We start from the raw sequence: 23,436 nt of genomic DNA, 5'->3' as shown, positions 1-23,436 counted from the left end.
CGATGTACACACTTCCTAAATTAGATTACGAATACAATGCGTTGGAACCGTGGATCGATGAACAGACAATGCGTATCCACCACACCAAGCACCATCAAGTCTATATTGATAAACTAAACGCCGAATTGGAAAAGAATCCAGACTTGAAAAATAAAAGTTTGGACGATCTGTGCGCAAGCGAAATACCGGCGGTGAAAAATAATGCCGGAGGACACTGGAATCACACTTTTTTCTGGGGGATTCTGGGATCAAAGGAGAGCAAATCAATCAAGGAAAAAATTGATGAGAGTTTCGAAAATTTTGGAAATTTTCAGAAGTTATTTAAGGAGGCCGCTTTGGGGCGGTTTGGTTCTGGTTGGGTCTGGCTCACATTAGGAAGCGCTGGTAAAATGGAGATAACGAGTACGGCGAATCAGGATGTGCCGGAGGGGACAGTGTTACTTGGATTAGATGTGTGGGAGCACGCCTACTATCTAAGGTATCAAAACCGCAGGGCCGAATACGTTGATGCTTTTTGGAATATTGTGAATTGGGAAAAAGTATGGTATATTGCACAAAATGGAGGAATTAAATAAAAATCAGGTTGTTTTGTTGGTTCTACTCGTTAGCTTCGTCACCTCTATCGCTACAGGTATCGTAACGGTGACACTACTTCAGCAGGCGCCACCGGGCGTGACGCAAACAATTAATCGAGTGGTAGAGCGGACGATTGAGAAAACTGTCCCTGGAGAAACCAAGACGACAACTGTAATAAAAGAGGTGCCGGTAATTGTGACCGAAGAACAGCTGATTGTGGATGTGATTAACTCTGCCTCGCCCGCAACGGTGCGTATTACAGATAGATCGGGTGTGGCTCTTGGTACGGGTTTTATTATTTCGGACGATGGTCGGATTGCGACAGTCGATAAGGTTTTTCTTACTGGCCCGACAATCAATGATTCCTATCAAATTTTCTTGGGTGATGGTCGTCATGGTGACGCAAGATTAATTAGAACCGACGCAAAGAAAAGTGTGGTTCTGCTTCAACTCGTTCTGGCTAGTTTGAGAGATGGTGATGGGAAAGATGCCTCTAAGGCACCATTAGTAAAACTGGATTTAGTTGAGACGGAAGTTTTGCCCGGTCAAACTGTCGTAGCGCTCGGTGTACCAGATAATGGCCCAATCAATGTTTCTGGCGGTATTGTTTCCGGACTATTTAAGGATACGGTTTCCGGCACCTCTTTCATCAATACAAGTGCCTCAAATTTAAATAACATTGGTGGACCGCTTCTGAATACCAAGGGTAAGGTGATTGGTCTCTCACGTGATGCGGGGGTAGCGGTGACAGCGGCAATGATTGGAGCGACAAACAATAGTATTCTAAAATAAAATTTTATATGCCACCATTTTCTAACTTCACAGCGAAAGCGAAAGAGGTAATTCGGAAGACGCATGAACTCGCTATTGAGCGGGGTCAGAATCAGGTCGGCCCGGTTCATCTCTTGGCCGCTCTTCTTCTGCAGGAGGAAAGTATGTTTGTTTCCATTTTGGATAAAATTGAGGTGGACACGGCAATGCTGACAGACTATGTCGTGGAAAGTCTTGAGGGTAGTGAGCAGACAGGGGTACTCTCGGCGGCTTACCAGATTTATCTAACACCAGAATTGGTGAAAGTTTTTGATACATCCGGAAAAATTGCCGCTAATTTGCAAGACGAGTTTGTTTCCACGGAGCATCTTCTGCTTGGTCTTCTCGAGACACCAAATCAAGCCCACGAGATTCTGGCCCGTTTCCGTGTGACAAAGGAAAGGGTGTTGAAGGTTTTGCAGGAGTTGCGGATGAGCCAGACACATGAAGTAGACCAGTCAAAGAAGTTTCGTAATATCGAAAAATTTACAAAAAATCTAACGGAATTAGCGAAGGCGGATAAGCTTGATCCGGTCATTGGGAGAGAGGAGGAAATTCAACGCTTGATGGAGATTCTTTCTCGAAGGACAAAAAATAACCCGATTCTGATTGGCGAAGCGGGAACGGGAAAGACGGCAATTGCGGAGGGTTTAGCAATCAAGATTGCAAAAAATGATGTACCTGAATCTTTACGAGATAAAGAGCTAGTCTCACTTGACCTCGGTTTGATTGTCGCTGGTACAAAATATCGTGGTGAATTCGAGGAACGATTGAAGGGGGTTTTGAAAGAACTAGAACGTTCTGGTAACAAGTTTATTCTCTTTATCGACGAGATTCATACGATTGTGGGAGCTGGTGCGGCTGAGGGGGCAATTGATGCTTCCAACATGCTCAAGCCGGCATTGGCGCGAGGTGAGTTGCGGGCGATTGGGGCGACAACGATTAAGGAATACCAGAAATATATTGAGAAGGATCAAGCACTTACTCGTCGTTTCCAGCCTGTTCATGTGGAAGAACCTTCAGTTGATGACGCAATTACGATCTTGCGCGGATTGAAGGAGCGTTACGAGTCACATCATGGTGTTCATATTACCGATAGCGCAATTGTTGCCGCGGCCCAGCTCTCTGCCCGCTACATCAGTGATCGCTTTCTGCCCGATAAGGCAATTGATCTGGTTGATGAAGCGGCTTCAGCCCTTCGCTTACAACTAGAAAACAAACCAGAACTCTTGGGGGAAACGGATACTAAGATTATGCGTTTGGAGGTTGAGAAGGAGGCATTGAAAAAAGAGCTATCTCTCAAGGATGATAAACAAACTAGGGCCAGGATTAAGAAGATTGAGAAAGAGGTTAGTGATCTCCGCGAAGAGGTCCGTGAATTGGAGTTAAAGTGGAAAAATGAGAAAGAGGTAATTTCCGAAATCAAAGTGGTGAAGCGTGATTTAGAGACGGCGCGCCTGGAGGCTGAACAGTCGGAATGGCGGGCCGACCTCTCTCATGCGGCCGAGATTCGTTATGGCAAAATCCCTCAGCTGGAGAAGGATTTGAAGGTCAAGGAATTAAAGCTTAAGAAACTGCAGAGTTCCAGGCGGATTCTGAAGGAAGAAGTAACGGATGAAGAAATTGCCAAAGTGGTGGCGCGCTGGACTCATATTCCGGTGACGAAAATGTTGGAGGGAGAATCACAGAGACTGACGCGGATTGAAGATGAGTTGCGCAAACGGGTTCGTGGACAAGATGAGGCAATTAAGAAAATCGCCGAGGCGGTCAAGCGTTCACGCGCGGGTGTGGGTGATCCAGATCGACCAATTGGCTCCTTTATTTTGCTTGGCCCAACCGGTGTTGGTAAGACCGAATTAGCTCGTACTCTTGCTCACTTTATGTTTGACGATGAGAAGGCGTTGGTGCGGATTGATATGAGTGAATATATGGAGAAATATTCTATCTCCAAACTTATCGGTTCACCACCAGGTTATGTGGGTTACGAAGAGGGCGGGTCATTGACCGAAACGGTGCGTCATCGGCCCTATGCCGTTTTACTTTTCGATGAAATTGAGAAAGCGAATCCGGAAGTTTTCAACATCTTACTTCAGGTCCTGGATAATGGCCGTCTTACGGACGGCAAGGGTCGCGTCGTCAATTTCAAGAACACAATTATTATTCTCACGTCCAATATTGGCAGTGAGTATATCCAACGACTTCAAAAGATTGGTTTCTCTAGTGGTGACGGCACGGCGAAGACTGATTACAATGAAACTAAACAGCGCATCATGGAAAGTCTTAAGAATCACTTCCGCCCGGAATTCTTGAACCGCCTGGATGACATCATTATCTTCAACCCGCTACCGGCCGAGACGATTAAGGAGATTGTGGATATCCAGCTTCAGCTGGTGAGGGGGCGTTTAGCACACAAGCAGATCAAATTGGAAGTCTCAACGGAGACAATGGCCTATCTCGCTCGCGAGGGTTATAGTTCTGAATATGGCGTGCGTCCGCTCAAGCGTTTAATTCAAAATAAAATTCTTAATCAAGTCGCGGAGTTTATTATTGGGAGGAAAATCGAGAGTGGGGGAGTTCTCGTGGTAGAAATGAAGAATGGTGAGCCGGTAATTGAATTGAAGAAACGGACACTACGAACGAATGGTAAACGGCTTGTGTCTACGGCCTAAAATATATATAGTAAGGTCGCGCGTCGGTGGTAGAGTGGTCAATTACAACAGACTGTAAATCTGTCGCCCTTTGGGCTACGCAGGTTCGAATCCTGCCCGGCGCACAGCGCCAATAGAACCGGGCTTTTGCTCGGTTTTATTGTGCGCTATACTGCCCCTGCTGAAGGATTCGAAGAGCGGAGCGATGCCGAGCGAGTACGCGAGGCCGCGAGCTGGGACTGCGACCGAGGCGAGCGACGGCAAGCCGAGAGTTGTAGTCGAATCCTGCCCGGCGCACAAACTTGACAATGCTATTTTAGTATGGTAGTCTGTTGTGGTGCAAAATTTCTACATAGACAAAAAGGGCTACCCTAGATGGAAAGACAGCAAAACCTTGGTTCACAGAACTGTGGCCGCCAATAAGGTTGGGGGTGTTATTTTCCATGGATACGTTGTGCATCACGTAGACGGTAATAAGCGAAATTTCCGCAAGAACAACCTGTGGCTTATGACACGCAGTGCGCACACGAGACTGCATGCACTGTGTCGTGGCAAAGAACTTATAAAGCCTTTCTAGGGCGATTAGTGATGAGACTCTCTCACCCGGGTTATTTCAAAAAGAGATTGGAGTATTAGGTAAAATTGTAGGATAAGTCTCGTCTAGTGTTTTCTTACCAAAATATATTTGGCCATTTTTTGTATAACGGAGCTTGTCTGGGTCGTTTAACCAGTTATTGTATTCGGACGATATGTTCACAGTAATAGCGTCAAAGACTGGTGATATTTGAGCCACAGTCCACAAATTTCTTGTCGCAATTTCATCTGTATTAAAAATCATCCCCCCATTAAAAACCAAGACCACATTTTTAATATTCTCCAATTTAGTTTGAAGGTAATTGCCGATAGAGACTAAATTGTAATGACCATGAATCTCCATAAAACCACATAGAATATATTTTTCTGATAATTTATTTTCTCGGTCTTTTTTCAAAATATTTTTGATCAGGTTCTCGTTTGGGTGCATACATCTTGTGACCTCGATTTCTCGCGCATGAAAATAACCCGTTTCCGTAACGGTCATAACTGCCATGTCAGGTGGATCGTTTTTTGGTTTTCCAAGCCAAAAAATCTTTTTCTCTCTGTGCTGCATTGCCAGAGCAAGCATGGTGGTGACCCAGACCTCGATAGTTTCAGTGTCCATCTCACTTAGATGCTTCTTACCGGACGCCCGCATTCTGTTAAATACCTCTTGGATACCACTGCCGGCCCGATGCCAGTAGGACACTTCTTTTAGGTGAAGAAGTTCCCATTTGCTTGATTTTGTCAGATCACCAGCAAAATACATAGGCTACAATATACCACCCCAAAGCAAGGCTCAAAATAGTTTCGTCTCGTTTCGTGGTGCGTACCAAGTTGTCTTACCTTTATTTCTGCTAAAAAATTAAATTTGCCTTTTCCTCCTAAATATATTAGCCTTATTAACCTATGTCACAGGATCAACTAATCAAGCTGGCTTGCCAAACCTGCAAACGGGTTAATTACTGGAGTCGGAAGAATCGCAAGCTGGTGGAACGCAAGATTGAGATTAAGAAGCACTGCCGCTGGTGTCGCAAGCACACGGGTCATAAGGAAGCGAAGAAATAGGGCGGGCCCGCCGCGACTCGAACGCGGAACCTCGGTTTTGGAGACCGATGTTTTACCATTGAAACTACAGGCCCGTATCTGTTAGGATATAGAAAATATGGCAGAAAATCAATTAAGTCCTAAGGAGCAATACGAACAGGAGCAGAAATTGAAGCGTGCCGAGCGCGGTGGTGCGGGTGTACGGCCAGTTGCTTCTGGGTCAGGACGGGGCATTTGGCCCTGGATTCTGGCTATTTTGATTCTTGGGGGTACCGTTTTTGGTCTATATAAACTAGCGACAGTCACTCCGCCCGGCGGTGTACCTAGCGATGGGGCGCTTTCGATTCCGGTAACGGAGGCTGATTGGCTCGACGGTAACCTTGATGCCAAGGTTCAGTTAGTTGAATATAGTGATTTCCAGTGTCCAGCTTGCGCTTTTTATGCTCCGTGGATCAAGCAATTGCGTGACGAATTTGCCGACGAACAATTAGTAGTGGTCTATCGCCATTTCCCACTTCGGACCATTCATGCTAATGCCCAGATTTCTTCTCAGGTCGTTGAGGCGGCCGGTTTGCAGGGTAAGTTCTGGCTGGCGGCGGATATCATTTTTGACAACCAGAAACTCTGGTCCGAGCAAATTTTAGCCCGTCAAACGCTGGTAAAGTTGCTTCAACCGCTTGGTCTCAATCTTTCTAAACTGGAGCAGGATATTGATAGCGCAATGGTGAAGAAGGCGGTAGAACAAGATCTCCAGAGTGGCGTAAGTTCTGGTGTTGATTCAACACCAAGCTTTTTTCTGAATGGGAAAAGAATTAATAACCCACAGAGTTATGAAGAATTCAAGAAACTTATTACTGACAATCTTGGGGCTTAGTTTTCTCGGTTTTGCCGACGCCACTTTTCTGGCGATTAAACATTACACCGGGGCTCCCATCCCTTGTTCTTTCCTTGATGGTTGCGATACTGTCACTAGTAGTATTTATTCCACCGTTGCCGGTATTCCAGTGGCGCTACTTGGGTCGCTGTTTTATCTCGCTGTCTTTGTCTTGGTTCTGTTTTATTTACAGGAGCAGAGAAAGTGGGTGGTGAATACGCTTTGGTTTCTGTCGCTCCTGGCTTTCATCGCCTCGCTTGTCTTCGTCTATTTGCAGGGGTTTGTAATAGGTTCTTGGTGTCAGTACTGTTTGGTTTCAGCTTTAACTTCAACGCTGATTTTTGTTCTAGCCACTGTATTCGCTCGTCGCGTTTCCACCAAGTCATTTGTCGCTTAGCATAATGCCAGATGGCGATATTCAATTTCTCCACCAGCTCTTTTCTGTCTGGTTTTTTCTGCAAGTAAAGAGAGACGAACCTATATTCCAGACCAAGACTTTCCAATCTTCGCCAGCTCAAGCCGCCCCTTCTCAAGTCTCTGACCTCATCAATTAGTCCATTTTTTAGGCGTTTTTCTAGCCGGACTCTGATTAGCCGTTTCAACTTTTCGGGCCCGGGATTGAGGCCGATTATAATAAACTGGTAGTCACTTTTTTGGCCCATGTTTGGCAATCTCTATCGCGCGGATTAGTCGCCGGGGATTATTTCTGTCAATTTTTCTCGCCCGGTTGCTGTCTAGTTTCTGAAGCATTTTAAATAATTCGGGCACAGTTTTCTGGGCGAGACTTTTCCGGAGACGAGAATCCGGTTTCACTTTCGGTAAAGCCAGGTCGTCGACAATCGCTTGGATATAGAAGCCTGTGCCGCCACAGATGATTGGTAACTTTCCTCGACCAATGATCTCGGCGATCTTTTGTTTTGCTAATTTTTGATATCGCGCCACAGTAAAGATGCGTTTGGGTGAAGCGATGTCTAGGAGGTGGTGGGGAATACCACGCTTCTCTTTCTCGGTAATCTTTCCGCTCCCGATATCTAAGCCACGATAAACCTGTCTTGAATCTGCCGAAATAATTTCACCATCAAACTTCTTGGCCAGCTGAACCGCCAAGGCACTTTTACCACTGGCTGTGGGGCCGACAATTACTAAGACTTGCTTGCTCATGTGACGATTTCAGTTTTCTCTTTGGCAGAATTCGGATTTACTGAGATTCTAACGGACTTCAGTCTTAGCGGCAAATCCTTTGTTCTTTGAATTATGAAAAAGAAAACGCGCCAGAGGTCCGAAGACATGGCGCGTTGGGTTGGTGGGAGGCGGGTTAGGCGGTGAGGTATGAGAGGAGCGCAGACCAGTTCTTGGCGCGGACCGTGTCGGACCGCTTGCTGTACTCCTCGTACCCCAGCGCCCTCGAGAGGTCCTGCGGATCGTACTTGTTAACCCAGTTCCTCGTGTTGGAGAGGAGGACCTTGCTGCCCTCGATCATGAACGGCGTGGGGGCAGTCTCGCCATCGTTGAAGGTGTCGAAGCAGGCGGAGGCAGGATGCGAGTGATGGTCGCTATCCGTGAAGACGGCGACATACTTCGCACGAGCTTTGACCGCGGCCAGTAGCCCGATGAAGATGCCGACGGGCATCTCCTTGCCGACGAGTTCCATCGAACCCTGCGCCTGCCGCGAAGCGGGCACGAGGAGGTCGGACAGAACAACATCGAAGTTGGGGTAGGTCGTCGCCTGCTCGTTCGCCACCTTCTCGGCCGCAAAGTATTCGGCCTTCTTCGCCTCATCGTCGGAACGATAGGGGTTGAAGTCGCCGAACTGACCCTTGAGAGTGGCCGAGGCCTTCTCGTAGTCGAACTGTGGCGTGAGCAGCTTCTGTGCCTCGTCGTAGGTACCGACGACCGTGAGGTCGTGGTCTTTGAGTTGGGCATGAGCGGCGGCGCGATGGGTCTCGTTGTCGTCGAAAACTAGGACTTTCATGATAATTCTCCTTTTGGTTTGAGTTTGTTTGATTTCGCCTACCCACAATGAGTAGTGCACTAGATACCTAATTTAGGTGTCCAATGCGCTACTCACTGCTTAGATGGAGAATTCTCGATTTTTCCTCCCGTCTTATCAAAGAGCTACCGTAATTTGAAGGGTAATTCACCACCCCAAATTATGAACAGAGGCTAGCATATCTGGTCTATTATGTCAAGTCAAAAACGGAATCGAGAATCTCTTTTGTTTCAGCGCGGTGTCCCCGACAGGAATCGAACCTGTATCTCGAGCTTCGGAGGCCCGTGTTCTATCCATTAGACTACGGGGACAACGATGTGCCGGAGGTGGGACTTGAACCCACAAGGCCTTGCGGCCGTACGATTTTGAGTCGTATGCGTATGCCATTCCGCCACTCCGGCTATCGGAATTGAGCTTAGCACAAAAGTTGCTTTGTGTTAAAATGAAGCAAATGAGTGAAACCTACAACAGTGCAATTTTCTGGATTGGCGTGGACAAGATTAAACCTAATCCGTTTCAGCCACGACATGAGTTTGACGAGGATAAACTACGCGCTCTGGCGGATTCCATTCGTCAGTACGGAGTGCTTCAGCCGTTAGTCGTCACTCGGAAGGAGGTGGAACGTGAAGATGGTGGATTGGCAGTGGAGTACGAGCTAATTGCTGGCGAACGCCGGTGGAGAGCGTCAAAGATCGCGGGTATTAGTGCCGTGCCCGCTCTAATTAAGGATGGTATTGAGACAGATAAGATGAAATTGGAGATGGCCATTATTGAGAATCTCCAGCGTGAGGATTTGAATCCGGTTGACCGGGCTCGAGCCTTCCATCAGTTGGTGAATGATTTCACGCTCACCCACGCTGATGTGGCCAAGAGGGTGGGGAAGAGTCGAGAGTATGTCTCCAATTCAATTCGTTTGTTGGGGATGCCAGAGGAGATGATTGAGGCACTGACAGCCGGGAAGATTACCGAGGGCCACTCACGACCAATTCTAATGTTAATTGATCGACCAGAAGAACAGAGGACACTTTTCCAGGAAATTATACAGAAGCGACTTACTGTACGGGAGACAGAATCAATTGCTCGACGCATCGCTTTTGAGAAAGTGCGCAACAAAACATATCTCGTTGATCCGGAGATTGTTGAGTTGGAGCAAAAGCTAACAGAAAAGCTTGGCACACGAGTACGGGTGGATCGTAAGGAGGTGGGCGGGAAGGTTACGATTGACTTCTTTGATAACAATGACTTGGCGCAGATTTTGGAACTATTGAACGGCGATAAGGAGAAAGTGGTAGAGGAGAATCTTGTTGCCCCGGAGGGTGAGATGGCCGAAGCACCCGCTGACGATACCATTCCCGATGATCCGGAGAGCGAGCTTTATAATCTCAAGAATTTTTCACTGTAGAAAATTCTACTTCTTCGTGCTAGCCTTCTCAACTTTGTGTGGATTGTGATTAACGCAGGTTTTGTCTGAACAACGATCAGGGATGGTTTTGGTCCCGGTCATCATCAGGGCGCCACAAATATCACAGAGTTTACCAGTTGGTTTGGTTTTGATGATATTTTTACAGGCCGGATAATTGGAACAGCCATAGAAGATGCCGAAGCGCCCACGCCGTTCTCCCATTGTTCCCTTTTTACATTTCGGACACTGGATTCCGGTGTCGTTTTTCGCCTCCTGTTCGGGGTCTTTTTTTATAAACTTACATTTCGGATAGTTGGCACAGGCGATGAATTTGCCAAATTTTCCGTCTCGTTCTACCAGCTTCCCGTCCTTACATTCCGGGCATGATTCACCAGTCTCCTTTGGTCCCGACATTTCTTCACCAGTAAGTTTGCGGGCGCCAGTACAGTCGGGAAATTTGGCACAGGAATAAAACTTGCCCGAGCGACCCAGTTTGATAATCATTGGTCCGACACAAAGGGGACACCGCGTCTCTTCTGGGGCAGCACCAAGGTTTGTAATCTTGGGAATGTCTTTTTTCTCAGCCACCGCTTTCTTGAAGGGGCCATAGAAGTCCTTTAACGTCTTTACATACTCACGCTCGCCGCTGGCAATTTGGTCGAGATTGTCCTCCATCTCGCGAGTGAAGTCATCACTAATATAGGACGCAAAATATTGTTCCAGGAAAGTGCTTACAACTTCTCCGGTTTCTGTCGGCTTTAAGCTTCGGGCTTCCTTCTCAACATAGCCACGATCGATGATTGTTTTAATCGTTGGGGCATAGGTTGACGGTCGACCAATGCCACGCTTTTCCAATTCTTTTACCAAACCAGCTTCGGAATATCGTCTTGGTGGCTGGGTCTCTTTGCCAAGCGACTCGATATTTTTCAATCTTAGTTTTTCTCCACTCTCGATTTCTGGTAATTCCAGATCTTCACCACGGGCATCTGGGTCAGCTTCCAACCAACCGGCAAAAGTGATTACCGAACCCGTGGTCTTGAAGTCAGGAATTTCTGGATTTTGTGGCCGGGCAATAATTTCTGTTTTTAGAATTTCAGCGGCGCTCATCTGGCTGGCAATTGTTCGGGCCCAGATTAGACGGTATAGGTTTTCTTCTTGTGCGGAGTTTCCAACCTTTGTGGTATTGGGATGAGTTGGTCTGATGGCCTCGTGGGCCTCCTGGGCGTTCTTGCTTTTTGTCGCATAGGTCTGGCGAGTGTAATATTTATCACCAAACCGATCCTTCACCACCGTGGCAATCTCACCAAGCGTCTGTTGCGACAGATTGGTGCTGTCCGTTCTCATGTAAGTAATATGCCCCGCCTCGTAAAGTTTCTGGGCGAGCCGCATGGTGATTGATGGTGAATAGCCTAGTCGCGAACTAGCAGCTTGTTGAAGTGTGGAGGTGGTAAATGGTGCTCGGGCTGTTCGCTTGGCCTCACTTTGTTTAACGGTATCTATTTGCCAATCACTTTTCTGACTCAGATCTACGATTTTCGCCGCCTCTTCGCCCGTTTTCGGCTCAACCGTACAGGTGAACTTGATTTCGGTTTCATCCTTTGTGGTAAGGAGCGCTTCTATCACCCAAAATTTTTCTGGAACAAAGGCCTTAATCTCTCGTTCACGTTCCACAAGGATTCGTAGGGCCGGAGATTGAACTCTTCCGGCCGATAGGCCGTAGCGTAATTTCTGCCAAATCAATCCAGAAAGATCGTAGCCAAACAATCTGTCCAGCACTCGCCGTGCTTCTTGGGCGGAGCGAAGATTTTCATCAATCTGGCGGGGATGTTTCATGGCTTCTTGTACCGCCTCCTTTGTGATTTCGTGGAAAACGACGCGTTCTGGTTTCTTCAGCCCGATTGCTTCCTTAATGTGCCAAGCAATTGCCTCACCCTCGCGGTCGGGGTCTGTTGCGAGCAAGGTTTTCTCTGACCGCTTTGCTAAACTCTTTAACTCTTTCACCACCTTCTCCTTTCCTGGTGAGATTTCATAATGCGGTACGAAACCATCTGCAATATTAATCGCATTCTTGTTTGATTTTGGTAAATCACGAATATGCCCAACACTTGCCCGCACGGTATATTCACCGTCCAGGTATTTTGAAATCGTTTTCGCTTTTGCTGGCGATTCAACAATGAGCAATTTCATAAGTTTCGCTAATTAGTACTATGGATGCTCATATTTTGCAAATTTGTCTTACTTGTGTTAGACTGGTATTGGTGTCGTTCGTTGAATTTGTGTGGCGCCGTGTCACAGGTAGATTCCGGGGATTAGATACCCCCGCGATGGCCAAGACACGATTGCTGACGCACTTGTTCGCGGCACCACGGCTCAGGACCTCCTTTCCTGAGCCGTTTTTTAATTTAATCTAATCTCACCCATCGTTTCCTTGATAATTCCCTTAATTTCCATAATACCGAGAAGAGAGTTGGCTTCACTGGTTGGTAATTCTAGAATACGGATGAGCTCGTCGCGGTGCATTGATTCCACGCTTAAGATTTCGTAAATCTTCTTCTCCGGTTCGGAGAGTTCATCGAGGTTTAGTTTTTGTTGCGCAGACTCATTTGGTAATTCAAATCCAAGTGCTGTAAGCAGGTCACCACCGCTCATGATTGGTGTCGCGCCCTGTCGGATTAGGTTATTTGTACCAACGGAACCGGCAGAGAAAATAGAGCCAGGAACAGCGTAGACATCACGATTATAATCAGTTGCCAGTCGCGCGGTGATAAGTGTGCCTGACTTTTCACCAGCCTCTATTATTAAAACGGCATTGGCGAGTCCAGCCATGATTCGATTGCGTCGGGGAAAAGTATGAAGTCCGGCTGGGTATTCCGGTGGAAATTCTGATAAGAGTGCTCCACCGGATTCTAGGATCTGGTCAGCCAACTGGCGGTTGGAGGCCGGGTGGAGCACGCGGCGTTCGAGGCCAGAACCTGGAACAGCGAGTGTATAGAGTTTTGCCGCCAGCGCTGCCTTGTGCGCAATTGTATCAATGCCAATCGCCAGACCAGAGACAATGGCGATTGGATATCCAGATAGTTCGCTAATGATTTTTTCGCAGGCTTCTCGACCATAATTGGAATACTTGCGTGAACCGACAATCGTCACAAGAACGCTTTCTGGGCTTGGCCAAGCGCCCTCAAGGTATAATTCTTTTGGTGGTTCGGGTATTTCTCGGAGTTGGGGCGGGAAAGTGTCTGGGGATAGACGATTAATTGCAGACATGGTAACAACATTGTATCATTAGCCTGGATAGTTTCTTGTCTTTTACAAAGGAGATAGGTATGGATTCATTCGTTCGAGGTTCATCGGACACGGCAGAGCGGGTTCAGGCGAGAATCGTTATGTTCGTTGGGGTCGGAAGTGATGGGGTTAGATACTATCGTTTTAATCTGAACGGGGAATCGGGCGATGGAGCGGAGTCTATGGGGTTATCCTTGGGTCTGTTGGCCGTGAACCTCCGTTGTCTCGCCCGGAATTGTCCGGATGGTTGGGTTGATACGTTTGCGATTTTGCGTTGGCCTGACGATCGGATTCTTGGTGCCAGGCGGACCAAGGATGTTTTTGTCGACGCTCTCTCGGAAGAAGAATTTGCAAGACTTGAGCAGTTTCTCCGGGATTTCCGCCGTGATCAAGTCCGACCCAAGAAAAAGAAAAGAAAGAAGAGAAAAGGTTGATTTGAGACTCAAGCCCCGCGTTGTCGCGCGGGGCTTTTTTTGTTATAATTCCGCCATATGTTGGACATCAAGTTTATTCGAGAGAATGCGGAATTAGTCAAAAGCGCGGTGATGAAAAAGCACCTGGACTTTAATGTGGAAGAATTGTTGGTCTTAGACGAGAAACGCTTGAAGTTGTTGGCGGAGGTAGAGTCTAAGCGGGCTGAACAGAATAAACTGGGAGAAGAGGTGGCGAAGACAGATATTTCTGGTCAAGCAGAGATTCTAACCAAGTTACGTGATTTAAAGACTAAGCTCAAAACAGACGAAGCGGATCTGAAGGAGATTGTGATCGATTGGCAGAGACTGATGCTTCAGGTGCCGAATGTTCCAGATGTTTCGGTTCCAGACGGGAAAGATGAAAGCGAGAATGTGGAGGTGGCCACTTGGGGGGAGAAGCCTAAATTTGATTTCACCCCTAAGGATCACATTGAGTTAATGCAGAATTTGGGCTGGGTTGATTTCGAGAGGGGGACAAAAGTTCACGGATTTCGGGGCTACTTTCTTTGTGGAGATGGGGCCGAACTTTCTTGGGCGCTATGGAACTCCGCGCGAGCTTTTTTTGGCCAGAAAGATTATCAGCCATTTATTGCTCCGGCAATTGTAAAAAAAGAATATTTCTATGGTACGGGCCATCTTCCAAGAGAGTCTGAAGATTTGTTTAAGACCCAGGACGATGATTATCTCTCTGGGACAGCCGAAGTACCCATGATGGCTTATCATGGGGATGAAATTTTAGATGAGTTAGATTTACCGAAGCGTTATCTTGCTTTCTCACCGTGTTATCGTCGTGAGGCCGGGAGTCACGGTAAGGACGTGAAGGGTCTAATTCGGGTCCATGAGTTTTTTAAACTAGAGCAACTCATCTTATGCAAAGCTGATCACACTGAGTCAGCCCGGATACACGAAGAGCTAAATCGTAATTATGAGGAATTTCTAGAGTCACTCGGGTTGCCTTATCGAAGGCTTCTTATTTGTGGCGGTGATCTTGGACTGAGTAAGGTAAAACAGTATGACACGGAGATCTGGTTTCCAAGTCAGAAAACTTATCGCGAGGGGTCTAGTGCGTCCTATTATCACGATTTCCAGACAAGACGTTTCAATATTCGCTATCGTGGAACCGATGGCAAGATTCACTTTGCTCACTCGCTCAACTGTACGGCGATGGCAACACCACGAATTATCGCCGCTTTGGTGGAAAATTATCAGCAAGCTGATGGCAAGGTTAAATTGCCAACAGTTCTAGAGCAATATGCCAATTTTGGTTCTGCCATTTAATTATCTCGTTTGGCATTACACGGTTGCCTGGGGAGACCTCTCCCGGATTTACCGCGACTTTCTCTGGTTTATTTACCACTTCTTTTCTCTGCCCGTACTACTGAAAACTTTATTTTCTCCATGGAGACGGCTGGGGGAGGCTTATCCTGGTCGCTTTAATCTGTCAGAAATTTTCGCAAGCTTCTTCATCAATACATTTATGCGTCTCATTGGTTTCCTGATCCGTTTTCTGTTGGTCGTTTTCGGGACATTTGTTTTGTTTATCTCAATGTTGATAGGATTTGCTGTTTTTATTGTTTGGTTTGCTTTGCCGTTTATCGTTGTCGCGAGCCTTCTTTTGGGAATAAAGCTTTTATTATAATGCACCATGTTTGAAAGAATAAAATCTAGTCGACTTTACCCAGTTCTTGTTTTGGAGAACCTGATTTCCCGTCGCGACCGACGATTTCTTCGTTGGGTAGTGGAGGTGATGACACTCGCATTGCTCTTGTCTCTCGATCAGACTTCTCGATGGTTGGGATTGGTGCTTATTCTCGCGACGGCAATTCTGATGCTTCACCTCCTTGAGGTTTTTTTCCGTTCTTATTATTTTTCTAGCATCATTACTAATCGTTATCGGCGTGAGGATCTCTTCACCTTTACGGTTGGGCGTATTTTGTATCGATTGAGAAATAAAGATGAGGATGTTCTGACGGCTTTTATGTTATCCAAGACGGGAAATTTGGTTTTAAGACGTCTTGGGGTGATGGATACGGAGATCCGATCTTTTCTTCAGACACGACCACAGAAAAAGAATCTGCCCACCCTCTCTCTCGCGGGCGCTGAACCGCTAACCTTGGCCAAGTTGGCGGACTGGATTTATTCCAACAATGAAGATTTTGCCAAATTCCTTTTCCGCCACGAGATCAATCAGCCGGAATTGGTTGGCGCGGTTGCTTGGGTGGTGAGTGAGATTGAGCGCAAGGCTCTTGCCGAGCGCTGGTGGAGTCGTGAGAGTTTGGGAAGAATTCCTGGTTTGGCTAAGGATTGGTCTTTCGGACAGACCTTTGTCCTCGATCGTTACAGTGAAGATTTATTGCTGGCACCACAATCAAGTGGCTTTCGGCAGACCGCCACGGTGCGTCGCGACGAGGTTCGACAGTTGGAGAATGTCCTCCTGCGTAGCCAAGAATCAAATGCGCTTATTGTTGGGCCCGCAGGGGAGTCAAAGATGGATATAATTTGGCAATTGGCGAATGAAATTAAGAGTGGTTTCGTAGTGCCGGCCCTAGAACACCGCCGCCCGGTTCTTCTCCACGCCGCCCTGCTGATTGCTGACCATCGAGAGCGCGGCACTTTTGAGCAGACAGTTTTGCAGATCATGAATGAGGCCGCCAAGTCGGGTAATACGATTTTGGTAATTGATGATCTCGCTGTTTTGCTTGCTGGCGCGCGGAGACTTGGCAGCGAATTAACCTCGCTTCTCGATCCGTATCTTGGGGCGGCAATTTTACCGATTATTGCTCTTGTCGACACGGATTCCTATCAACAGTCAATTGCTGGTGTGCCCGAATTAGCCCGTCGTTTCGAGGTTATTCGTGCGACAGAAATCGACCAGTCGCGTTTAATCATTTTTCTCGAGGAAGTGGCGGTAAATTTTGAAAAGAAGCTGGGAATCTTTTTTACCTACCAATCCCTTGTTTCTTTGGTTGAAAGTGCTGGACGATATTTCCAGACAGATTCAATCAGTGACCGAGCCCTTGATTTATTGGTGGAGTTAGTGCCTTGGGCGGTGAGTAGTGGGGAGAAGATTATCGGGCGAGAAGAGGTCTTGGCCTTTGTCAGTCAGAAAACGAAGATCCCCGCTGGTTCGGTTTCTGTTTTAGAACGGGAATCTTTATTGAGTTTGGAACAAAATTTACAACATCAAGTGATCGGCCAGGAGGTGGCTTTACGAGCAATTAGTCAGGCGCTTCGTCGGAGTCGTGCGGGTACGGCGAACCGCGGGCGCCCGATCGGCAGTTTTCTTTTTTTGGGGCCAACTGGCGTCGGTAAGACGGAAACAGCAAAGGCGTTAGCGCGGACACTTTTCGGGCGCGAGGAGGCGCTTTTGCGGCTAGATATGTCGGAATATCAATCAGATGATGCCTTGAATCGTCTGATTGGCTCTTTTGCCGAAAATAAACAGGGGATACTCGCTAATCTTCTACGGCAGAACCCTTACGGGGTTCTACTTTTGGATGAGTTTGAGAAGACCAGTCAGCAGGTGCTTAACTTGTTTCTTCAGATTCTGGACGAAGGGTTTTTCTCTGATGCATTTGGTCGTCGAGTCAATACGCGTAATATCATCTTTATCGCGACCTCTAATGCCGCCGCCGAGATGATCTGGGAGATGGTAGAGGCGGGGCGTGACCCAAGCACCGCGCGGGATGAGTTGGTGAACCACCTTATCAAACGGTCACTTTTCCGGCCGGAGTTGCTCAACCGTTTCGATGAGATTGTGATCTTCCATCCACTGGTCGGGGCGGAACTATTTCAGGTTGCTCGTCTACTTCTTAATCGCTTAGTTGCCCGATTGAGGACTCAGGGCATCGAGCTGCAACTCAATGATGATCTGATTAATCGTGTGGCCGACGCCGGAACCAATCGAGTTTTTGGTGCTCGGCCATTGGCCCGCTTTATTCAGGATAAGGTTGAGCAGGCTGTTGCGGATAGAATAATTAGTGGTGAGGTTGGAGCGGGGACGCGGATCGAGTTCTTGGGTGGCAAGTTGATTATTTTATAGAATGGCAATGTCACGACAGATTATCACTGGTCGGTCGGGGATTTTGAAGCAGGCGCAAGCTCAACGTAAACGACGCTATCGACTTAAACTTATTTTTCGTCTGACACTCCTCCTTGTCTTTGTCGGAGAGATACTCTGGCTGGCTCATTGGGACAAATTTCTGTTGCAAGAGGTTCGGATTAGTGGTGCAAGCCCAACTAAGGCAGAGAAAATTGAAAATCTGTCCGCTGAAATTCTGGCTGGTAGTTATTTTGGTCTTCTCCCCCGAAAAAACATTTTCTTTTACCCGCGGGAGACCATTATCAGCACCCTGTCGCAGTCCCTGCCGGATCTTAAGGAGATAAAAGTGTCGCAGAAGGATAATCTCCTATCAATCAGTGTCAGTGAGCGGGAGGCTAAATATTTTTGGTGTGATGGTGGTGGTGACAACTGTTTTTTCTTAGATGAGCATGGTCTTGCCTTTGCGTCCGCACCGGAATTCTTGGGTCGACCACTATTTGTGATTGAGGGAGCTTTGCCGATAACCCCGATTGGTGGTCGCCCACTTGCTGAGACGGATTTCAAAAAGTTGATTGATCTTAAAACAGGCTTGGCGGAAGCTTTAGCTGAGTCTGTTTTGGGGTTGGGAATAGAACGGGTTGCTCTGGGTTTAGATGGGGAATTAAAATTCTTTCTGTCTAACAATGCCGTTGTTTTCTTGAACTTAAATTCTGATCCAGAAAAGTTGTTTGCCGATTTTAAAGTGGCCCTCGGTACGGAGGTCTTTGTCAAAGAGTATCGAAAGAATCTCGAGTCTGGTCGTCGGCTAGACTACCTAGATGCGCGATTTGCTGACAAGGTTTTTTATAAATTTCTAGAATCTTAGAATGTCCAAGAACTTTTGGTTTAGCTTACCTCGACCCTTTTTCGTCCTCGCCCCGCTTGCCGATGTGACGGATGCGGCTTTTCGCCGAGTGATCGCGAAGTGTGGGAAGCCGGATGTTTTGTGGACAGAGTTTGTCTCGGCCGATGGTTTGTGTAGTCCCGGTCGGGAGGTGTTGCTGAATGATTTGAAATTTACCGAGCCAGAAAGACCAATCGTGGCCCAAATTTTTACCAGTAAACCGGAGAAAATGGAGCAGGCCGCTAGACTGGTGGCTGAACTTGGTTTCGACGGTCTCGATATCAACATGGGTTGTCCAGATCGTAGTGTAGAGAAGCAGGGTGCTGGGGCTGCCCTAATCAAGAATCCAAAATTGGCCAGAGAACTAATTAGGGCCGCCAAGCGTGGTGCGGGCGATTTACCCGTTTCAGTGAAAACGCGCTTGGGTTATGAGGATAGTCAACTGGAAGAATGGTTGCCAGAGCTCTTGGCGGAGAAACCCACGGTTGTGACAATTCATGCTCGAACGAGGGAGGAGATGTCGAAGGTGGACGCGCGCTGGGAAGAAGTGGGTCGGGCAGTAGAAATTAGGAATGAGCTAAAAAGCGAGACCCTGATCATTGGTAATGGAGATCTACGTGATTTAGCTGATGCGCGAGAAAGGGTGAATGCCAGTGGGGCTGATGGGGGAATGTTGGGTCGGGCAATTTTTGGCAATCCGTTTCTTTTTGCAAAGAATAGAGATTTACCGAGCTCTTCAGAAAAACTGAAGATTCTAGCGTGGCATATTGAACTCTTCGGGGAACTACTTGGCCAGATTAAGAGCTTTGCGGTGATGAAAAAGCATTTCAAGGCCTATGTTTCAGATAAAGATCTTAGACTAAGGCTGATGGATACAAATACTGCCGGGGAAGCGATCTCAATTATTGAGGCGTGGCTGAAGGAGGGGGGTGCTTGACAATTTCTGGAGGCTTGCTATACTGGTCGCAGTTTGGCTTGTTTGTCGAGGGTTCGACAGAGCCACTGGGGGCAGTTCTTTTCACTTGGTTCTTTGGGAACCAGGAAGGAGTCGTTTATGAAGACTCATTATGGTGGTTGTTTTGAGCCTGAGATTCATTCTTTTTTTGAGACCAATCATCGCTGACCTCGGCGCGCACGGCGAGCTGATCGCTGGTTGATCAGCCACGGCGACCACTGGCCACGAACGGTTCGTAGCCACAAACTAAAGAAAGGGGTGTGGTTTGACCTAGTTCGACTTACGCCGTTTCTGCAAGAAAGCCCGTTCCACGTAATGTGGGGCGGGCTTCTTTTATACTCGTTTTTCTATATAATGGGGGCAAATGTCCGAACTTGCCCTTTATCGTAAATATCGACCAAGCAAATTTTCCGAAGTTATTGGCCAGGAGTCGGTGATCAGGGTGCTGGAGGGAGCATTACGGATTAATAATGTTTCCCACGCTTACTTATTCGCCGGCTCTCGGGGTACGGGGAAAACTTCTGTTGCTCGAATATTGGCCAGTGAGCTCGAGGTGATGCCAGAGGATCTATACGAAATCGATGGGGCCTCCAATCGTGGCATTGACGAGGTTCGCATGTTGCGAGAGGGCGTAAGCACGATGCCCTTTCGTTCTCCGCGGAAAGTTTACCTGATTGACGAGGTTCATATGCTCACGCGCGATGCTTGGAACGCGCTTCTGAAAACATTGGAAGAGCCGCCGGCGCATGTTGTCTTCATTTTTGCGACCACGGAGTTGAATAAAGTACCGGAAACGATTATTTCTCGTTGTCAGACTTTCACCTTCAGCAAGCCCAGTCAGAATGAAATCCAGACCTTGTTGCTTCAGATTGCAAAGTCAGAAAAGTTCAAATTAGAAACCGAAGCGGCGGAATTAATTGCGCTTCTCGGCGATGGTTCCTTCCGTGACGCTGTTGGTCTCCTGCAGAAGGCAATGAGTGCCTCCGCAGATAACAAGATTACTCTCGCCGAAGCCGAGCTGGTAACTGGCGCTCCGCCAGCGCATCTGGTGCGGGATCTGGCCGGCGCGATTCTGGATCAGAATTTAGAACGAGCACTCGAGAAAGTCCGAGCGAGTAGCCTGAAAAATCAAGATGTTAAAACTCTGATCAGGTTACTCTTGCGCCAGATTAGGCTCGCCTTGCTGGTGCGCTTGGATAAAAATAATCAGGAAGAGTGGCTGAAGAACTTGAGCACAGATGAAGTGAAAACAATTAGAAGTCTAGCCACACACGAGAGGGCAGAGCGCTTGCCCGAAATTCTGCGTGAATTACTCGTTGCCCACAGGGAGGTTGCCATGTCCGCTGTGCCGGCCTTACCGCTTGAACTTGCCTTGATTAAACTAACTAAGACCTCTTAGTTTTTCCCTTCGTCCGTCTTGTGGCCTTTATGAAATTTCACGCCCAGGTAGTAGGGCCAGATAATCAAACCAAGAACACCTCTCCAGAAGGTTAGTTTGAGGTAACCGATGGAGAAAAGCCAGCCAATCATCCACAGGGTTCCAAACATATCTGGGGAGTTAATTATTATTTTTTCCATATAGATGATTATAGCAAAAAGAGAACCTGTCTAATAGCAAATTTCGTTGGCCCGAGATTCGGTGGTAGGATTATTTGGTATTTAACTTATTGAATATGTCAAAACATAAAATAACCTTACCGTATTTAGCAAAGAATATTTCGACCGTTATTGGGCTCGTTTTAATTTGGCGTGGTATCTGGTATGTCTTGGATGGTATTGATAAATGGCTTTTTGACGGCGGTCATACTTGGACGGCCGTGGTTGGGATTACTGTTGGCTTGGTGATTCTCTACCTGCCGGACAAAGATTTAAAGGAGATTGAGAAGTTATAGTTGTGTCAACGCTGTCGATTTTAACGGGTTGGGATTGTTAAGTTCCTCATCCTTTTTTATAAACGAGAAAGTGGGGTAGATTTTCCATTCCAATATAGGTAAACATCTCGTAGTTAGCTCTACGGGCAGTTGGCGAAAATGCCTTTTCCGAAAATGTGCTGGCACTCACGGTCTAGAACTAATATAAGGCAAGCCGTTGAGGGCTTCTTTGGGCATTTTTAGTATACCAAAATTAGGGGTCTCGGTCGGGGGTATAAATGAGACGAATGAGACACTCCCAAGATCTAGGGACTTGAGTTTTTCTCCTAAAAATCTAATATTTAAGGCATGGCTAAGAAAGAAGGGATCGAACCAAAGTTCCTCGAGTCTTTAGAAAAAAAATCGTTACCTATCCATAAAAAAATCAGGGAGCAAATCGAAGAGAGTATGCAAGTTTTTAACAAATTGGGGGTAGAAGAAAGCGTCAATAAAATTTATGAATCTCTAAATCCAATATTAAAAAAATTGTCTTCTAAAGAAGAGCTGGCGCCATCAATCACCCCGTTAAGTATGGAGGAGAGCATGAGGCACATAATCAGAGAAGAACTGGAGTATCTTATTAAGAAAGATGAAGAGCAGATTGTTCTAGAAATAGACAGTAAAAATTATGTTGGTTTCGATGACAATAAATTTGAATTAAATTCTGGAGGAATTGATATCTTGAGAATCCTCTCTGAATACAATCAGTATCTTGCCGTTAAACATATCTTGGAAAAAAGCGGTTCACACCACACGGACGGATCCTTGAGAAAAGGAATTGCCAGCGTCAACAGAAAAATGAAAATTAATTTAAAGTTGGAAAACAAAGTTATTTTGGGAAAAAGGGGTTCGGGATACATAATTAATCCTCTGTATAAAATAAGGTTTAAAAAGTAAAAACTCTACCAAAACCCCAAGCGGAGTGGATAACTTTTTCATACGCTTAAAAATAAAGGCGCCCCGACGCCCAGACTCCACCTCCGCTCCATTTGGCGTGGGAGAATAGGTGAAAAAATCAAGCGGTAACCGATCGAGGTTACGGCTTATTAATTTTAACCGTGTTAAATATGGAAAAGAAGAACATAGAGATAGAGTATGTTGATATCAATCTACTCAAAGTAGCTGAGTACAATCCGAGAAAATGGAATGAGACCCAGAAAAAAGACCTGAAAGAGAGTATTAAAAGGTTTGGAACAGTTGATCCGATCATTGCAAACAAAAACCAGGAAAGAAAAAACATTGTTATCGGAGGCCACTTTAGGTTGGCGGTCTGCAAAGAACTTGGTTATGCCACAATGCCGGTTGTTTATATCAACTTAAATCTAGAAAAAGAAAAAGAACTCAACCTCCGTTTAAATAAAAACCAGGGTGAGTTTGACCTCGACCTCCTAGCCGAATTTGACGAGTCTTTTCTTGAAGACATTGGATTCTCCAGTGAAGACTTAGACGACATCTTTCCCGCCGAGGAGAACCCGGAAGTCTTTGATCTCAATAAAGAGCTGGAGAAACTTAAGATCACCACCGTCTCGGTTCAGGTTGGAGATATCTATGAACTAAACGGCTCGCGGCTAATGTGTGGCGACTCTACCGAGGAAGCCGACACCCTAAAGCTTCTGGGTGGAGAAAAGGCCGATATGTGCTTCACGGACCCACCCTACATCCTTGATTATTTAAAGGGCAAGAAAAAACAAAAGTCCACCGAAGGCTTTGGGTATAAAAGGGATCGGCGGTATCTGGGCACTGACGAATTGCCGCCGGACTTTACCGAAAAATGGATGGCCAATGTATCAAAGATTCAAAAGGAATCCTTCTCCATCATCATCTACGAGAACTGGAAAAACATTCGCACCGTCTGGAACGAGATGGAGAAATACTGGAAGGTCAGAAATATGATTGTCTGGCATCTGCCTAATCGAGTGCAGGGGTTTTCGGCTAAAGGCAAATTCTTCAACAAGCATGACATTGCGA

At 46.7% G+C, this 23,436-nt stretch carries 24 protein-coding genes and 4 tRNA genes; 19 read left to right on the top strand and 9 right to left on the bottom strand.

Annotation, left to right across the window (positions count from 1 at the left end; genetic code table 11):
- Positions 1 to 2: 2 nt before the first annotated feature.
- From IT398_00140 to IT398_00120, 5 genes are all read left to right on the top strand, one after another.
- The gene (locus IT398_00140) at positions 3 to 575 is read left to right on the top strand and encodes a superoxide dismutase (protein MCC6290480.1); all 573 of its coding nucleotides are present in this window, start codon (positions 3 to 5) and stop codon (positions 573 to 575) included.
- Complete coding sequence (locus IT398_00135; GenBank protein MCC6290479.1) at positions 559 to 1,368, top strand: trypsin-like peptidase domain-containing protein; 810 nt, start codon at positions 559 to 561, stop codon at positions 1,366 to 1,368. Before IT398_00140 ends, IT398_00135 begins: the two co-directional genes overlap by 17 nt.
- Before the next feature lie 8 nt (positions 1,369 to 1,376).
- Positions 1,377 to 4,055 carry an AAA family ATPase gene (locus IT398_00130; protein ID MCC6290478.1) on the top strand — a complete coding sequence of 893 codons (2,679 nt, stop codon included), beginning with the start codon at positions 1,377 to 1,379 and terminating at the stop codon, positions 4,053 to 4,055.
- Positions 4,056 to 4,075: 20 nt separating this feature from the next.
- Positions 4,076 to 4,159, top strand: a tRNA-Tyr gene (locus tag IT398_00125).
- A 212-nt stretch (positions 4,160 to 4,371) separates the two neighbouring features.
- On the top strand, positions 4,372 to 4,611 hold the full coding sequence (locus IT398_00120; GenBank protein ID MCC6290477.1) for an HNH endonuclease: 240 nt from the start codon (positions 4,372 to 4,374) through the stop codon (positions 4,609 to 4,611).
- A 36-nt stretch (positions 4,612 to 4,647) separates the two neighbouring features.
- On the opposite strand, the gene IT398_00115 is transcribed toward IT398_00120, so the two are convergent.
- Positions 4,648 to 5,379: a hypothetical protein gene (locus IT398_00115; protein MCC6290476.1), complete on the bottom strand. Its 732-nt coding sequence runs from the start codon at positions 5,377 to 5,379 to the stop codon at positions 4,648 to 4,650.
- Between the two features lie 140 nt (positions 5,380 to 5,519).
- On the opposite strand from IT398_00115, the gene rpmG reads away from it, so the two are divergent.
- Complete coding sequence (gene rpmG, locus IT398_00110) at positions 5,520 to 5,678, top strand: 50S ribosomal protein L33 (protein ID MCC6290475.1); 159 nt, start codon at positions 5,520 to 5,522, stop codon at positions 5,676 to 5,678.
- A 2-nt stretch (positions 5,679 to 5,680) separates the two neighbouring features.
- Here rpmG and IT398_00105 read toward each other — a convergent pair.
- Positions 5,681 to 5,752: transfer RNA gene (locus IT398_00105), tRNA-Trp, on the bottom strand.
- Between the two features lie 23 nt (positions 5,753 to 5,775).
- Between IT398_00105 and IT398_00100 the strand changes: the two genes are divergently transcribed.
- Both IT398_00100 and IT398_00095 read left to right on the top strand, forming a co-directional pair.
- Positions 5,776 to 6,531, top strand: coding sequence for a thioredoxin domain-containing protein (locus tag IT398_00100; protein MCC6290474.1), 756 nt, complete (start codon positions 5,776 to 5,778; stop codon positions 6,529 to 6,531).
- A complete protein-coding gene (locus IT398_00095; protein MCC6290473.1) occupies positions 6,488 to 6,928 on the top strand; it encodes a vitamin K epoxide reductase family protein in 441 nt (146 codons plus the stop codon). Before IT398_00100 ends, IT398_00095 begins: the two co-directional genes overlap by 44 nt.
- Positions 6,929 to 7,176: 248 nt before the next feature.
- Here IT398_00095 and miaA read toward each other — a convergent pair whose 3' ends face one another.
- The 4 genes from miaA to IT398_00075 all read right to left on the bottom strand — a co-directional run bounded on the left by miaA (position 7,177) and on the right by IT398_00075 (position 8,922).
- On the bottom strand, positions 7,177 to 7,692 hold the full coding sequence (gene miaA, locus IT398_00090; protein ID MCC6290472.1) for a tRNA (adenosine(37)-N6)-dimethylallyltransferase MiaA: 516 nt from the start codon (positions 7,690 to 7,692) through the stop codon (positions 7,177 to 7,179).
- A 154-nt stretch (positions 7,693 to 7,846) separates the two neighbouring features.
- Positions 7,847 to 8,503, bottom strand: a complete 657-nt coding sequence (locus tag IT398_00085; protein MCC6290471.1) for a hypothetical protein — start codon at positions 8,501 to 8,503, stop codon at positions 7,847 to 7,849.
- A 257-nt stretch (positions 8,504 to 8,760) separates the two neighbouring features.
- Positions 8,761 to 8,832, bottom strand: a tRNA-Arg gene (locus IT398_00080).
- Between the two features lie 7 nt (positions 8,833 to 8,839).
- Positions 8,840 to 8,922 (bottom strand) — tRNA-Leu (locus IT398_00075).
- Between the two features lie 50 nt (positions 8,923 to 8,972).
- On the opposite strand from IT398_00075, the gene IT398_00070 reads away from it, so the two are divergent.
- A complete protein-coding gene (locus tag IT398_00070; GenBank protein MCC6290470.1) occupies positions 8,973 to 9,923 on the top strand; it encodes a ParB/RepB/Spo0J family partition protein in 951 nt (316 codons plus the stop codon).
- 6 nt (positions 9,924 to 9,929) lie between these two features.
- Here the strand turns inward: IT398_00070 and topA are convergent, their stop codons facing one another.
- Positions 9,930 to 12,110 carry a type I DNA topoisomerase gene (gene topA, locus IT398_00065; GenBank protein MCC6290469.1) on the bottom strand — a complete coding sequence of 727 codons (2,181 nt, stop codon included), beginning with the start codon at positions 12,108 to 12,110 and terminating at the stop codon, positions 9,930 to 9,932.
- Positions 12,111 to 12,320: 210 nt separating this feature from the next.
- A complete protein-coding gene (gene dprA, locus IT398_00060; protein MCC6290468.1) occupies positions 12,321 to 13,187 on the bottom strand; it encodes a DNA-protecting protein DprA in 867 nt (288 codons plus the stop codon).
- Between the two features lie 59 nt (positions 13,188 to 13,246).
- Here dprA and IT398_00055 point away from each other — a divergent pair, with 59 nt between their 5' ends.
- The 7 genes from IT398_00055 (at position 13,247) to dnaX (ending at position 20,957) form a co-directional block, all read left to right on the top strand.
- Positions 13,247 to 13,639 carry a hypothetical protein gene (locus tag IT398_00055; protein MCC6290467.1) on the top strand — a complete coding sequence of 131 codons (393 nt, stop codon included), beginning with the start codon at positions 13,247 to 13,249 and terminating at the stop codon, positions 13,637 to 13,639.
- 57 nt (positions 13,640 to 13,696) lie between these two features.
- Entirely contained in the window at positions 13,697 to 14,956 is a 1,260-nt protein-coding gene (gene serS / locus IT398_00050; protein MCC6290466.1) for a serine--tRNA ligase, read from the top strand.
- Positions 14,931 to 15,317, top strand: coding sequence for a hypothetical protein (locus tag IT398_00045; GenBank protein ID MCC6290465.1), 387 nt, complete (start codon positions 14,931 to 14,933; stop codon positions 15,315 to 15,317). The genes serS and IT398_00045 overlap by 26 nt, the downstream gene beginning before the upstream one ends.
- A gap of 6 nt (positions 15,318 to 15,323) precedes the next feature.
- Entirely contained in the window at positions 15,324 to 17,720 is a 2,397-nt protein-coding gene (locus tag IT398_00040) for an ATP-dependent Clp protease ATP-binding subunit (protein ID MCC6290464.1), read from the top strand.
- A 7-nt stretch (positions 17,721 to 17,727) separates the two neighbouring features.
- On the top strand, positions 17,728 to 18,585 hold the full coding sequence (locus tag IT398_00035) for a hypothetical protein (protein ID MCC6290463.1): 858 nt from the start codon (positions 17,728 to 17,730) through the stop codon (positions 18,583 to 18,585).
- Position 18,586: 1 nt separating this feature from the next.
- Positions 18,587 to 19,540, top strand: coding sequence for a tRNA-dihydrouridine synthase (locus IT398_00030; GenBank protein ID MCC6290462.1), 954 nt, complete (start codon positions 18,587 to 18,589; stop codon positions 19,538 to 19,540).
- Positions 19,541 to 19,922: 382 nt separating this feature from the next.
- Positions 19,923 to 20,957, top strand: coding sequence for a DNA polymerase III subunit gamma/tau (gene dnaX, locus IT398_00025; protein ID MCC6290461.1), 1,035 nt, complete (start codon positions 19,923 to 19,925; stop codon positions 20,955 to 20,957).
- Here the strand turns inward: dnaX and IT398_00020 are convergent.
- The gene (locus IT398_00020) at positions 20,954 to 21,136 is read right to left on the bottom strand and encodes a hypothetical protein (protein MCC6290460.1); all 183 of its coding nucleotides are present in this window, start codon (positions 21,134 to 21,136) and stop codon (positions 20,954 to 20,956) included. The genes dnaX and IT398_00020 overlap by 4 nt on opposite strands.
- Positions 21,137 to 21,231: 95 nt before the next feature.
- Here IT398_00020 and IT398_00015 point away from each other — a divergent pair, with 95 nt between their 5' ends.
- From IT398_00015 to IT398_00005, 3 genes are all read left to right on the top strand, one after another.
- A complete protein-coding gene (locus IT398_00015) occupies positions 21,232 to 21,450 on the top strand; it encodes a hypothetical protein (GenBank protein MCC6290459.1) in 219 nt (72 codons plus the stop codon).
- 327 nt (positions 21,451 to 21,777) lie between these two features.
- Complete coding sequence (locus IT398_00010) at positions 21,778 to 22,365, top strand: hypothetical protein (protein ID MCC6290458.1); 588 nt, start codon at positions 21,778 to 21,780, stop codon at positions 22,363 to 22,365.
- A gap of 170 nt (positions 22,366 to 22,535) precedes the next feature.
- The coding region (locus IT398_00005; GenBank protein MCC6290457.1) for a DNA modification methylase at positions 22,536 to 23,436 on the top strand (901 nt) is incomplete at its 3' end.

It is taken from the genome of Candidatus Nomurabacteria bacterium (assembly GCA_020847275.1).
In the GTDB taxonomy this organism is placed as follows: Bacteria; Patescibacteriota; Minisyncoccia; order Phycocordibacterales; family JACOZG01; genus JADLCI01.
This window is presented reverse-complemented; position numbering and strand designations above follow the sequence as displayed.

What these genes read in the sequence shown, in the direction of transcription:
- IT398_00140 (MCC6290480.1), top strand. Translation starts at nt 3, where the DNA reads ATGTACACACTTCCTAAATTAGATTACGAATACAATGCGTTGGAACCG.
- IT398_00135 (MCC6290479.1), top strand. Translation starts at nt 559, where the DNA reads ATGGAGGAATTAAATAAAAATCAGGTTGTTTTGTTGGTTCTACTCGTT.
- IT398_00130 (MCC6290478.1), top strand. Translation starts at nt 1,377, where the DNA reads ATGCCACCATTTTCTAACTTCACAGCGAAAGCGAAAGAGGTAATTCGG.
- IT398_00115 (MCC6290476.1), bottom strand. Translation starts at nt 5,379, where the DNA reads ATGTATTTTGCTGGTGATCTGACAAAATCAAGCAAATGGGAACTTCTT.
- rpmG (MCC6290475.1), top strand. Translation starts at nt 5,520, where the DNA reads ATGTCACAGGATCAACTAATCAAGCTGGCTTGCCAAACCTGCAAACGG.
- IT398_00100 (MCC6290474.1), top strand. Translation starts at nt 5,776, where the DNA reads ATGGCAGAAAATCAATTAAGTCCTAAGGAGCAATACGAACAGGAGCAG.
- IT398_00095 (MCC6290473.1), top strand. Translation starts at nt 6,488, where the DNA reads ATGAAGAATTCAAGAAACTTATTACTGACAATCTTGGGGCTTAGTTTT.
- miaA (MCC6290472.1), bottom strand. Translation starts at nt 7,692, where the DNA reads ATGAGCAAGCAAGTCTTAGTAATTGTCGGCCCCACAGCCAGTGGTAAA.
- IT398_00085 (MCC6290471.1), bottom strand. Translation starts at nt 8,503, where the DNA reads ATGAAAGTCCTAGTTTTCGACGACAACGAGACCCATCGCGCCGCCGCT.
- IT398_00070 (MCC6290470.1), top strand. Translation starts at nt 8,973, where the DNA reads ATGAGTGAAACCTACAACAGTGCAATTTTCTGGATTGGCGTGGACAAG.
- topA (MCC6290469.1), bottom strand. Translation starts at nt 12,110, where the DNA reads ATGAAATTGCTCATTGTTGAATCGCCAGCAAAAGCGAAAACGATTTCA.
- dprA (MCC6290468.1), bottom strand. Translation starts at nt 13,187, where the DNA reads ATGTCTGCAATTAATCGTCTATCCCCAGACACTTTCCCGCCCCAACTC.
- IT398_00055 (MCC6290467.1), top strand. Translation starts at nt 13,247, where the DNA reads ATGGATTCATTCGTTCGAGGTTCATCGGACACGGCAGAGCGGGTTCAG.
- serS (MCC6290466.1), top strand. Translation starts at nt 13,697, where the DNA reads ATGTTGGACATCAAGTTTATTCGAGAGAATGCGGAATTAGTCAAAAGC.
- IT398_00045 (MCC6290465.1), top strand. Translation starts at nt 14,931, where the DNA reads ATGCCAATTTTGGTTCTGCCATTTAATTATCTCGTTTGGCATTACACG.
- IT398_00040 (MCC6290464.1), top strand. Translation starts at nt 15,324, where the DNA reads ATGTTTGAAAGAATAAAATCTAGTCGACTTTACCCAGTTCTTGTTTTG.
- IT398_00035 (MCC6290463.1), top strand. Translation starts at nt 17,728, where the DNA reads ATGTCACGACAGATTATCACTGGTCGGTCGGGGATTTTGAAGCAGGCG.
- IT398_00030 (MCC6290462.1), top strand. Translation starts at nt 18,587, where the DNA reads ATGTCCAAGAACTTTTGGTTTAGCTTACCTCGACCCTTTTTCGTCCTC.
- dnaX (MCC6290461.1), top strand. Translation starts at nt 19,923, where the DNA reads ATGTCCGAACTTGCCCTTTATCGTAAATATCGACCAAGCAAATTTTCC.
- IT398_00020 (MCC6290460.1), bottom strand. Translation starts at nt 21,136, where the DNA reads ATGGAAAAAATAATAATTAACTCCCCAGATATGTTTGGAACCCTGTGG.
- IT398_00015 (MCC6290459.1), top strand. Translation starts at nt 21,232, where the DNA reads ATGTCAAAACATAAAATAACCTTACCGTATTTAGCAAAGAATATTTCG.
- IT398_00010 (MCC6290458.1), top strand. Translation starts at nt 21,778, where the DNA reads ATGGCTAAGAAAGAAGGGATCGAACCAAAGTTCCTCGAGTCTTTAGAA.